Genomic DNA, 13,241 nt, shown 5'->3' with positions numbered 1-13,241 from the left:
AAAGGCAGAAACATTATTAAATCAATGTTTCTGCCTTTTACTTTTTATTCGTTTTTTTACTAAAATACCTCTGGACAGCCTCATTCCAATCTCACATAAAGACACATCTCAGCCCAAAACCTCGAGTTGTGACATGTCCCATTCTTTATACCAATCTTCTATTTCTACACTTGGCCCTACCTCAAATTGTTCTTGCAGCATGTTCTTTAATAGCAAATACTGTTCCTCGATAGCTACCGCATTATTCAAGACATCATAAAGCTTCATTAACGCAAAACAACTTCTTTCTTCTTCTGGGTGAATCGACTGGCGCTTTCCCTCTATCCCAATGGCTAAATTGTAGTTTAGCTTGTATATGTAAAACTCGCTAAGTTGTTGCATCAACGATCATCCTTAAATCAAGAAGAGGGCTTTATCGTAGGTGTCGTTCAGCACCGTTATGGACTTGATGAAATAGCAGGTGTTTTGGAAATACATACAAAAACTCTTTAGTATATGATTAAGCGCTACCTGTACCAGAAAAAATTTTAAAGCCAAAGATATACTAAAATGAGTCTCTGGCTTTTATCAGCTCTTTACCCTAAATGAATAAATTCAGGATTTCTATCATAACAAATAGCAGGATTATTAGATTAATATTCTCTTATATAATGCATTCCCATTTCGTGAATTTCCTGATTACTCGCAACCTCAGACTTCTAAAGTATTTGCTACTTTACCGTAAAATCCATGAGTTTTGATTCTGTGAAATCTACTGCAACCAACTTACTATTCGAACTACCAAAATAAGTGCAAGTATTCATAGAGTTTTTACCAATGTGTTTTTTCACGTAGATAAGTTATCATTACATCACTTTATAATTACTTATTTTAAAACCCATAATCTTTCATTCAATCATAGTTCTAAATAAAAGCCTCTTACTACTAGCTGCTTTTCTATTTAGGTATACTTGATGAACATAGCTAGCCTAAATTCTCATCATTGATTTCGCTCCAAAATTATGTCCATGCAGGTACACGAAAAAGTAGGGCTACCTTTAAGGTAGCCCTACCCTCTTAACTTGCCGAGAAATAAAGTTTAATTTACTGACTAACTTTCCCTCGAACTTTATACTTATTACCATATTTATCAACAATAACTATAATAATATGGTCTCCAACGATAAATGGGGCTGTATTGTGAGTAATATCAGCAACGATACGCCCATCACTAAATTTCGCTTTTCCATTACCGTGATTTAATGAAGTTAATGCATACCCAACATCTGGAACAACAATCTCTTCAATCGTTACATTATCAACTGGGTTTGGCGTCTGTAAATCATACGACTTAGTATATGTTTTATAGTAGTAGTCCACCATTTCTCCGGACACAATTGACGGATCACTAAATACAAAGTCAAATGTAACTCTGATGTTTTTACTACGGTTACCCATAGAGTTAATTTCAATCGGATCTTTCAGTTGAGCACTTTCAATTGCTGTTGTTAAAGGTCTATAAATATAAGTTGCTGTTGGTTTACCATCAGCAAACGAAATGCCTGTTCCAGCAATTGTTGCGCTACCTTTATCAGTGACTTTAGCATTTACAGTTAAAGCGAAGTTTTTATTCACTTCTGTAGCAAACGTAATAATCATTTTACGTGGCTTCCATGTATCGGTTGTCGCAGCAGCTGAGTCCCATGCCCATGTGTAGCTTGGTAATGTTGCTGTTGTACCATCTAGATTAGTAAGGTCAAAGAACTTACCATTAGTAATGATACTACCTGGTGAAGATGGATCCCCAACAGCCTCTGAGAATGTAACCTCAAATGTTTTACCATCAATCCGTTTGAAAATCGGATCTTCAACACGTGGTGCTGTACCATCTGAGTAAAAGTCCTGCTTCATCCAACCAGCTGGTGTTTCATCGTGATTATCCCCTGCTGTATTGGCCTTGTATACACTAATATTGCCGTAGGTATCCTCTGCTCCTAAATAGACAACGTAGTCTGTATGCGGTGTTAATGTAGCTCCTTTAGCTTCCGCTAATGCAAATTCACCTTTGCCACTTTTCGTGACAGAAGGACTCGTTTTTAGTTTTGCCTCTAATTCCTTACGCTGTGCTGGTGTATCAATCAATCTATTAGCATCTGGATTTGGAATGTCTTTACCGCTTGCATCTTTAATTGTTTTCGGCACAAACCAATAATGTAGTTTCGTCGTTTCATCCGTGTGGAAGCTGATTTCCGCTTTTGTATCGTCGTTTTTCATCGGCTTTAGCACTAAATCACGAATTAACGGCGCTTTCATGTCGCCAACAATTTCTTTTGAGACGATTTTCGAAATTTCTCCACCACGGTCCTTTAATACCATGTAAACAGAATAGCTCAAAAATGGATTTAACTTGTCTTTTGGAATCTTTATCGGGAATTTCTTCGTTTTATCTTCTAAATCTGCTGGGCCAAAGCCACTTTCGATGTAAATTTCCTTACCACCTATTTTGAAGTAACCTGAATGTAACGATGAATCCGTTGCAAATTCATTGACGAAATCGCGCTCTGTAATGCCTTTATCTTTTATATATTCTTGGAATGTTTTTGTCACACCATCATCAACAACTGTATCTGGGAGTACCATGTAGTAGTAAGTACCCGCCTTATTTGGCTTGAACTCTACTTCTACACTGTTAAAGCCATCTGATGCATCCGGCTTGCCGATAACATTTTCAATTGTAATGACTGGCATATCGTGCTTTGTATGCGTATACTCCGCATAGTTTTGAACAGGCGATCCCCCTGTCACTGTTGCTGTACTTACGAACTCATTGTCCGCTAAGTCTTTGACACCAGGAAGTACTGTTGCACGCAATGTATCCCCTAAAACGAAACCTGTTTCAGATGGGATTGTTAATAATACTTTTTTATCGCCCTCTTTATATTCAACAGCTGATGGCTTAATGCGTTGTTGGCCAGATGTGTTGACAATAACTGTTCCTGATAAATCGTAATTTTGCACATTTCTAGCGGTTTCAGGATCTAAAGCTTCACTAACGTTAAGATAAAATTGGTTTTCCTTACCTGCAGGCGACAGTTTCACATCTGCTACATACGGATGCTCATTGTCTGGTGCAGTTGTCGTAAATTCTTTTGATATCGGTGGATCGATAGACAAGTTACCCGATTTATCTTTCATCACAACATAGACTTGGTATGTTGTATCAGCTGTTAAATCTTTTAACATTTCTGTTATTGCTAATTCACCTGATTTTGCCTCGCCTTTGTCTGTAGGATTCGCTATAATATCTTTCGTTGTTGGATCAGGAGCAGATGTTTTTGGGCGTACAACATAATAGTATTCGCCTGGCTCACTCGCAACGAATTTCATTTCGGCACGCTTACCACCATGTAAAGGTAGAACCGTTAATGATTTCACAGCTGGTGGTGAACCATCCTTCATTTGGAACGATTTGTTCGCAAGGTCCGAAACGTTTTTCGCACCATCTACGACCATCACATAAAGAACGTATTCTTTTTTTTCACCTAAGTTTGAGACTTTAACTGTATTTTTCCCAACTACTGCTGAACCTGTACCACTTGCAACATTGTCTGAAGATACGCGATTCACCATCTCAGATTTTGTCGGTGGATCTGCATCTTTTTCACGAATAATATAGTAGTACGTACCGACTTCAGTAGACGTGAAATCGAAACTAATATCACTGCCACTTAGTAGTTCAAGATTTGTAATACTCACTAGCGGCTTCGTTTTATCCGCAGGCTTTTGGTTTTCAAGATCATCTGGATCGATTGGCTTGCCATCCGGATCCGTAATGCCACCAATGTTATCTTTATCCTCTAGGAAATCATCGAAAATATTATTTGGTCCTTCATCTTTTGGTAGGATAACTCTATCAATATACGTATAGTCGCCAATATCAACCCAACCATATGAATTATCAATGTAAAGTATACCTACACGACCATCGAAATATAGCTCTAAGTCTGTATAGCTATATTTGTTAATCCGGTAAATATTGCTTTCCCCATATATAGTTAGCTTCGTTTCTGTATTTAAATTTAATATCGTGATATTACCTATAATCTCAAACTCACGAACGTCGCCACGGATATCTACACGAGGTAATGTCCTATTTGTTTCGATTCTCGTCGCATTTTGTGACACGATTAAGTGTGGCGTAGAGCTATTGTAAAACTCCACATACTTCTCCACATTTTTCATCACAAGACGATCCTTCGACCAGTTCACGAATGGGTCATCTTTTTTCGGTACATCTGTAGAACCTGGGTTCTTGTTTTCATTTGTCCAGTTTTGCAGCCCATTTGAAGAGTCTTCTTTAGATGGTTTATCTGCTGGCTGATCAGGGTTTGACCAATTGATAAACGCCGAGTTGATACTCGCAATACGTCCTATAGACCGAAGACTATTGCCAGCTGATACATTTTGGTTTAGATTTAGCGGCGGGCGCACTGTTTCGTTAATAAAGACAGTGCCTGTTAAATTCACATCCGCAAAGCGAATATAATTACCATTTACCACAATGGAGGCACCGAAGGAACTATTGCTTCCGTTTAACTCAAGGTAATTTGTATATGTACCGCTCGCATTCAACGTCAACTTCGAGACATAACTTAAATTTCCACCTGTGAATGTCCCTTCAATGACAGCACCTTTTAGTACCTCTTCGTTATCCTCATTAAAAATATTTGCCAGACTAGATGGCACTGTATAAGGCACAGCATTTATGTAAACAACATCGTCTTCAATGCTTGTAATTTTGTAAGACGTTACATTTTCTTTCTTATCTTGCGCCCGAACAATGAAAGAGGCAATTTGTCCACGCGTTACCGCATTATAAGGAGAAAATGTGACAGGCGTGGTTCCTTCTGTAATTTTCAAATCTACTAATGTTTGGATAAACGCTGCATTACTCGTTTGGCTATTCACATCTTTGAAGTTGTGATTGTAGCTTGAAGATACTTCGAATTTAAAACCAAGCACTAACATTTTCGATAATTGCCCACGCGTAATAATTTCGTTAGGCATGAATGTACCATTTGAATAGCCCGACATAATACCTGCATTTTCTAAGGCAGCAATGTATTTATAGTATTCATTACTTGCCGGTACGTCTGTGAAATATGGATTATCAAGGTTTTTCAAGCTAAGGTTAAGTACCGTTGCTAGCATTTTAGCTGCTTGACCACGTGTTACATTTTGATTTGGTCGAAAAGTCTTATCAGGATACCCACCTATTGCACCTTGTTTGTATAAGTTTAGAATGTTGTCATAATGGCTCGAATATGGCGTAATATCTAGAAACGGTGAAGTAGCCGCTAAAGCTTTTTGTGGTGGAGGCACAACAACCGCAATGCCACTTGTAGCAAACACAGTTGCTATTAGTGCCTTGTTTACCTTTTGGATTTTAGTTTTATCCATCTCACTCTTCCTTTCCTATCGAATTGATGCAAGTAAATACTATTTTTCTATTTTCATCATACCTTCTATATCGACAGGTTAGTAGCTTACCTTCATAGATAACCCTAAAATAATACAATGTAAGGGTAATAAAAAAACAGTTTAGACGCTACCTACCCTTGCGTACCAAACTGTTTATCTAACCAATCATATATCCTACTCCAAAAAAATTTAAAGCCAAGGAGCATCGGTGCTCTCTTGGCTTCAACAATATATAGGCATACATCTGCATCGAACTTATGCTGTCATAAGGGAAAGGGGGGATAACCTTATATCTTGTCATGTCGATGGATAGATGTGTCCCGAATTTACGTGTCTTTTAAGTATCACTTTTATTTCACATAGTAGATAACTTAATAACAGCTTACCCATCATACTATCACTTTATTCAAGTCCCCCAAATATTAGATAGTAGAGCTTACTTATAATCACATAGTTTGAAAAAATTTGGACATCCTAATGGCATTAAATTTCTTGCAGTTTTTCTTGTCCTGCAACTATGACACGATTTCGCCCTGTTTGTTTCGCATGATACAAGGCTTTGTCTGCCGCTTCAATCAATGCCTCCGTCGTTTCGGCCATTTTCGGATACTCTGCAACCCCAGCAGATAATGTCACCGCTCGACCACATGGACTCACTGTATTTGCTAATATTTCACGCAATTGCTCTGCTATATGCTCTGCTTCTATTACTGTAGTCTGGGGCAATAGCACGATAAATTCCTCACCACCGTACCTGCAACATACATCTTTATCACGTGCGACAGCTTCCATTTTTTCTGCTAAAAACTTCAAGACTTTATCGCCAACTGCATGTCCATACGTATCATTCACGCTTTTGAAGTGATCTAAATCGAGTAAAATAATCGCATGTGGTAGATTGTTATCTGTCCATTCTGCTAATAGTGCATCCATCGTTCGACGATTGGTAACACCTGTTAATGGATCTATTGTAGACTGATCCATAAAGAACGACACTTGCCCTTGCAAAAATGATAAGCTACGCACAAGCGCACCTTTCAGACTAGATGCCTCATAGTACCAACCTGAAACAGACTCTAAGCTTTTTACATTTTTTGTATCTAAACTTTCTTCTGTGAAAGTAGCGAGTTGTTGCAGTGGTCTAGCTATTCTTGAAGCTGCCCAAAAAACCAACACTAAACAAAACACGAGTAATGGCATCGCAACATATGCCATGTTTTTTACATGATCCATCGACGGACTCATCGCTACTTCAAGCGGTCTTTGTGACACCACACCCCACTTTGCTAGCGGAATCGCACTGTAGCCCGCGAGCATCTCCACACCTCTCGTATTCACGACCTGCTGTGAACCACTATTACCAGCAATCACCGCTTGCACTGCCTTATTTTTTATCGCATCATCATTTATGCGCGTAGGGTTTTCATGGTAAATAATGCGCCCGTCCTCGTCGACTACAAAGACATATGATCCATCATCGTAATAATGCTTGCCAAGTAATTTGTAAAACACATTTTCTTCTTTTAAATAAATAGTACCAGCAACCAGACCTACATACTGTCCCGCATCATTAAAAATTGGGTGTGAGATAAAAATAAGTAAACGGCCTGTAATACCTTCATATGGCTTAGATACTAGTGGCACTTTTTGTGCTAACGCCTCAGTCGCTCCATCAGACGTTAACACCTCGCCCTTCACCTCAACTGAAGGTGGCGATACCGATAGCACAAGCCCATCTGCATTCGTTACAATCACTGAATTAAACATATCATTTTGCAATTTTATACGTTCTGTTTCCGAAAATAATACCTGCTCATCATCCATTTTTTCAGCTATCGTCTTCGCACTATATCCTAATATTTGAAACGACTCTTCTAAATATGCATTAGCAGTCTCTGCAAGTTTTTGTGAATAGACACGATTGGTTTCAAGTGTATTTTCTTTTATCGTATTCACATTTACGCGATAACCGCTCCATAAACTGCTAACAAGCGTAATTAAAAACGCCGCCAGTGCTACCCCTATAATCAAATGCTTCAGCTTAAAATATTGATATTTTGTCATTCTCTATTTCATTCTCCTAAGTATATTTACTCATATAAACTATCATAGCATGACAAAACTAAATTTTGGCATTTTATTAAATATTTTGAGAGTGAATTTTTAAATACATATTGTTAAAATTTTCTAATAACAGGTGTTTGTTGTCTGAAATTTGACAAGATATCTATATTCGGAATTTTTTATTTTTTTATTGTTATTCCGACATATAATTTTCTGATAATTTACATTATAATGAAAAATACGTAGTCAACTAGAAGGTTATTCTGTTATACTACTGTTAAATTTTATAAATTCTGTATTAATACAGTTTTCTTGTTAAATGTGTTTTTACGGTTGGAAATATAAAAAAAGCATTCCAATACACACTCAAAGGGGTAGCGAGAATGCTTAAACAAAAGGGGTTGAGGAGATTTGGGTATTTTAAAGGGGTTAAAAATTCTCGATTTTTCTGCATTATTACCAGGACCAATGGCAACTATGATTTTTGCTGATTTAGGGGCGGAGGTTATTCATGTAGAATCCTCCAAGCGCGTGGATTTAACACGCATTATGCCGCCCTATGATGAAGATCGTGAGGCGTATATTCACCAGCATCTAAATCGTTCGAAAAAGTCATTAACACTGAACTTAAAATCGCCAGAAGCTGTAGAAATTGTTAAGTCACTCGTGGGAGAGTTTGACATTATTGTAGAAGGTTTTCGACCTGGGGTGATGCAGCGCCTTGGTATTGGTTATGAGTCGTTAAAAGAAGTGAACCCGAAGCTGATTTATTGTGCCATTACGGGTTACGGGCAAACAGGGCCTTTTAGCAATCGCCCGGGCCATGATAACAACTATTTGTCACTTGCTGGCGTGCTCGACTATTCACGTCACAAGGATAAAAAGCCTGTTTCAATGGGAATTCAGCTTGCCGATATTGCAGGTGGTACAATGCATGCTGCAATCGGGGTTCTTGCAGCAGCACTGCACCGTGAAAAAACAGGTGAGGGTCAATATGTGGACATTAGTATGACAGACGCTATTTTCTCACTCAATGCGATGTACGGTTCTGCTTATATAGGGGGTGGCCGTATTCCACAACCCGAGCAAGAAATTTTAAACGGCGGTAGTTACTATGATTTCTATAAAACGAAGGACGGTCGCTTCTTCTCAGTAGGGAGCTTAGAGCCACAATTCCGTAGACTACTGTGCGAAGCGCTTGATATTCCTGAGCTGATCGACAATACATTTAATGATTCATTCTATACACAAACACGCTTTAAAGAGGCAGTACATGATGCATTTTTATCGAAAACGTATGCGGAGTGGCTCGAAATTTTTAATGACGACTTCGAAGGTTGTGTCGAGCCAGTACTGACATTCCCAGAGGCATGTGAACATCCTCAGCTTGTAGCGAGGGAAATGATCGTTGATATACCAAAAAGTGATGGGACAATGCAAAAGCAAATTGCCTCTGCCTTCAAATTCGATGGTGCTCAACCAGTCTATAAGCATGTCGGTGCTAAACTCGGCGAACATAACGAGGAAGTACTAGCTTCCATTGGCTATAGTGTCGAACAAATCGCTACATTACAAGAAAAAGGCGTACTGGAGTAATACGAAACGGGCTGGCTCAATATAAATTTGAGCCAGCCCGTTTTTGTTCTTTTTTACTGATGCGGATTTTTACCAAACACTGATTCCGTCACAATGTTCAGACATAAGCACTGATAAATAGGCGCATTTCTTCAAAATGTTCGTCGACGAGCAAATATTTTTTATACATTTCCATTAATTTTTCGAATAGTTCATACTGCTCCGTAACAAATAATACTTTCATGATATTCATCATATTCAACGAACTACTTTGCGCTGTAAAATAATAAGGTGCCTCCGGATCACGATAGTTCCGACGCCATTCTTCTAGTGATGCACCAATTTGTTGTAATGAATTATTCACCTGCAGGGCGATATCCTTTTGAATGGCAGATTCAATCGCAATAAACTGCTCTTGGTTATATTTTTTATGCACTAATGCTTCATGAATTTTTTTACTGGAGACAAGTGCATGCTCTTTTATAAAACGTAAACCCTTAACATAACTTCCCGTCTGAACGTAATTTTGCAATAGTATCGCATATAAATTTTCCAAATAATTATTTGCGTAGTTTTTCACGATTGCTTGTGGTGTTGGTTTTATATTCGGTAATAATTCTTCATATTCCAGCATAATTTCAATTGCATAATTATTCAACCGTTCATCATCTAATAAATATTCGCCATATCGAATAACATCTTCTTCATGTTGTTCCTGATGTGCGACATTCAATAAAATATAAGCAATCAACACTTTTTCTTTTTCCGTCAACGCATACATCGAGTAACGCCACTCTATTTCAAAAGAAGCAATTAGTTCTCTTACCTTCCGGAAATCATTCTCTGTCCACATGTAATGCGCAACAATTTGATACAGCTGCAATTGCTTCTTTGCTAAACACGAAGGATTTTGATTATCCACATGAGTTATACACTTATCCAGATTTTTTTTATAATTATACGAAAAGTTATGCACATGTGTATAACTTTTCTGTGCCGAATATTCAAAATGACGCATCATTTCGTGGATAAATGTTAGTTGTTCCAATGGTTTGTGGATAAGTAGTGAGTACACTTTTTTCATAAAAAGCCAATGCCAAAATTGTGCATCCTCTTCATAGATCATATGCACAATATATTCATTTTCAATTTTATATAAAAATATTGTTTGTAATTCTGTTGTTTGTATATGAACATCCCGACGTTTACCAAAGACGATCCATATTAGTTGCTCAACATTCATTGTATGTTGTGCGTAGAGCTGCTCAAAAAACGTCTCCTTCCCTTTCTGAGAATAGAAAAACGAATTGAGCCGTTCATTCATAAACGTTGAATCTAAGCCCTGCCTCTTAAAAAGGGCTTGGGCTTCCATAGGTACACGCCCCCAATATTTACGGGCAGTCGAAAACGCGACATTCATTGCCACTTCCTCACTAACTAAAAACAAATCAGGTGATAAAGTTTGTCCAAAAAATTGTGGATTATTCTGTGGATTAGCTGAATATTCCGCCCATTTCGACAGTAACGCTTCAGCACCCTTTTCACCATTATGACGATACGCAGTTAATAATTGCTCATCACAATGCAGCAACATACAACCAGTGCCCCCTTTAAATAACACTCTTTCTTCAATATAACAAATTCTATCCAACATATGCGAGAAAATAATGGATATGTATAGGGATGCTTATATTTAGACATACATAAAAGCCATCTAAGAAAATGATGTCTACTCACTTTCTTAGATGGCTTTTACATTATACTATTTTTTGGTTAACAAGCACATATTGCAAGCAGCTATTCCCTTGGTTGGTAGCCCAGGTACACTGCAAATACAGTATGGCTAAGGATCTTCGCTAGCAAATTTTAGCGTTTTCTCACACACCATAAATCATAGTTATTACCACTTCTCAAAAAGTAGACGTACCAACTAAAAAAAAGTTACAAAAAAATTTGGCTAAAAATAATGGTAGCTTCACCAATACACTGGATATTTTCTTGTCCCACGCAAATTATTAATGAGTAGCCCCATAACAACAATCAATACGGCGCCAATTAACACAGGTGTCACTAAATAGCTCCAGCTGTAGCCCCCTAGAATAATGATAATTGGATTTGCTCCGGCAGGTGGATGAATTACACCTAAAAATCCCATAAAAAAAATGGTCAAACATACTGCTAAACTGATCGACAACGTGCTTGTCCCAAACATAGAGTACATTGATAAACCGATAAAAGCGGAAATAAAATGCCCCCCAATAATATTTCGAGGCTGTGAAAGTGGTGCGTTCCACACAATAAATACTAATACACAACTACCGCCAAATGACGCCATTAACCACGGTGTGCCTGTGTAATTTGTCAAACCTAACAATAAAAAAATACAAACTAATCCACCGAAAGCTCCCGTTGCTGCATCTGCGAGATTTGTTCTTGAAGGCGCTCGTTCACCTCCACGCATTTTTGCTATGTAACTGATTAGTAGGTTTTTCTTCCCCACTTTTTCCTGTAAGTGTGCAACTTCTCTCATTATTGCCACCCCCGACATTCAAAATTCTGCATTATTTACACATTTCCCATACTGTTATTTCCATTTTCTTATTATACCAATGATTAAGTAGATTACAATTTTAAATTGTCACATTTCTGACAAAAATAGGATCTATGCTTATCTGCACAAACTATGAAAATATACGCGGATCCCATATAAATAGCCTATCCACAAATGTGAATAGGCTAGGATACTTAATCATATTGTTTTTTCACTGGCTTATAAATGCGCGCTTTTTTCAGGATTGTTTTCGGAACTTGGAAAGTTGCTGTCACAACACCCGGATGACGTCCAATTTCAATCGAGCCCGTAATTGTTGCTCGGTTCATGACTTCTGGTACGGTCATTTCAAATAATCGAGCAGCACGTCCAAGTGCATTATCCGTTGCCTCATTTAAAGTCGTACCCGACCCAACGACAGACACGGGGAATACATCCTCAATCTGCTTCACACCATATTCTTCTGCTAATTCACGTGCACGGCGTTTTTCTTCTTTGGTAAATGGCTTTGCCGTATAAGGTAAATCCTCTTCATTTGGAAGGAGTATTGGCCCTTCTAAAGCAACTTTCTTCAAGACACTCACTTGTAGCTGTACAATGCCCGCTACATCCGTCGTATGACCTGCTATTTCGCCGTCGCCTTGCATCGCGTGCATATCACCAATATACAAACCGCCTCCTGGCACCTTCACTGGACAAATAATCGTCGCACCTTCGCGTACACGACTTATATCCATATGGCCGTCTGTACGATGCATATCTAGCTCAGCTTGAGTAAATGCATATTCATGCGGTGCGCCCACTAAAAATGAACCAAAATCACCGGCATTATGCGAGTCTGGCATGGCCTTCGAAGGGGTTGTACCCAGCTGCCCTAAGAATGGACGCATTCTCGCCATCACACCAACTAAATCACTCGGCGCCAATGCCACCACTGGATTTTGCACGGAGTTTTCAGGCGTACGCATATAATTTTTTGCATCGAGGGCAATGCGGCGTGCACCTTCACGCCCAACCGTTATCCCTAAATCGCTTTTATGATTGAGCACCATTGTGTAACCATTCGTCATTTTAAATGGAGATGTTTCTGTGTTACATGTCGCACAGCGAATTGCCTGCGCGCCAATGCCGCTGACAACTGTACGTGGATGTAATTTTCCACAGCCAGGACATTTCACCGATACAAATGGATCACCAATAAAACGATCAATAATCGCTTCATCATGTCCCGAAGAAGTCGCCATTGAAGTTACCTGTATAGACTTAATCTTGATAACTATTGCATCGCCCACTTCTGCTCCTTCAATAAACACAGGCTTTGTTACCTCATGTCCACCACGAATTGTCGGTGTAATCATCGGTCCCCAACACCCCGGTGCAGTATTAGCGATAATCGTGCCACCATCCTTTAAAGGGCCTAGCATTTCCTTTTGTGGATCTAAAATGCCATCTATATATTCATTCACAAATAATGTTTCGACGGCTTGCGGTTTATCTACTATTTCTTCGCTTTCAACTTGTTTAGTCCCTTCAAGCACTTGCAATCCGTTTGTCATTTTTTCAATCGCTCCTAATCCTATATTTTTTATGT

At 38.6% G+C, this 13,241-nt stretch carries 7 protein-coding genes; 1 reads left to right on the top strand and 6 read right to left on the bottom strand.

Translation table 11 applies throughout. The features are described from left to right. Positions 1-108: 108 nt before the first annotated feature. The 3 genes from AEA09_RS19290 to AEA09_RS19280 form a co-directional block, all read right to left on the bottom strand. Positions 109-381, bottom strand: a complete 273-nt coding sequence (locus tag AEA09_RS19290) for a hypothetical protein (RefSeq protein ID WP_053585592.1) — start codon at positions 379-381, stop codon at positions 109-111. A 702-nt stretch (positions 382-1,083) separates the two neighbouring features. Then, positions 1,084-5,439: an S-layer homology domain-containing protein gene (locus tag AEA09_RS19285; protein ID WP_053585591.1), complete on the bottom strand. Its 4,356-nt coding sequence runs from the start codon at positions 5,437-5,439 to the stop codon at positions 1,084-1,086. Between the two features lie 504 nt (positions 5,440-5,943). Then, positions 5,944-7,524: a sensor domain-containing diguanylate cyclase gene (locus AEA09_RS19280; protein ID WP_053585590.1), complete on the bottom strand. Its 1,581-nt coding sequence runs from the start codon at positions 7,522-7,524 to the stop codon at positions 5,944-5,946. Positions 7,525-7,935: 411 nt separating this feature from the next. Between AEA09_RS19280 and AEA09_RS19275 the strand changes: the two genes are divergently transcribed. Continuing rightward, entirely contained in the window at positions 7,936-9,120 is a 1,185-nt protein-coding gene (locus AEA09_RS19275) for a CaiB/BaiF CoA transferase family protein (protein ID WP_053585589.1), read from the top strand. Between the two features lie 97 nt (positions 9,121-9,217). Here the strand turns inward: AEA09_RS19275 and AEA09_RS19270 are convergent, their stop codons facing one another. From AEA09_RS19270 to AEA09_RS19260, 3 genes are all read right to left on the bottom strand, one after another. Continuing rightward, positions 9,218-10,693, bottom strand: coding sequence for a hypothetical protein (locus AEA09_RS19270; protein WP_053585588.1), 1,476 nt, complete (start codon positions 10,691-10,693; stop codon positions 9,218-9,220). Between the two features lie 381 nt (positions 10,694-11,074). Next, positions 11,075-11,629 carry an HPP family protein gene (locus AEA09_RS19265; RefSeq protein ID WP_053585587.1) on the bottom strand — a complete coding sequence of 185 codons (555 nt, stop codon included), beginning with the start codon at positions 11,627-11,629 and terminating at the stop codon, positions 11,075-11,077. A gap of 215 nt (positions 11,630-11,844) precedes the next feature. Beyond that, a complete protein-coding gene (locus AEA09_RS19260; RefSeq protein WP_053585586.1) occupies positions 11,845-13,206 on the bottom strand; it encodes an acetamidase/formamidase family protein in 1,362 nt (453 codons plus the stop codon). Positions 13,207-13,241: the final 35 nt, after the last annotated feature.

The sequence above is a fragment of the Lysinibacillus contaminans genome, assembly GCF_001278945.1.
Classification (GTDB): Bacteria; Bacillota; Bacilli; order Bacillales_A; family Planococcaceae; genus Lysinibacillus; species Lysinibacillus contaminans.
This window is presented reverse-complemented; position numbering and strand designations above follow the sequence as displayed.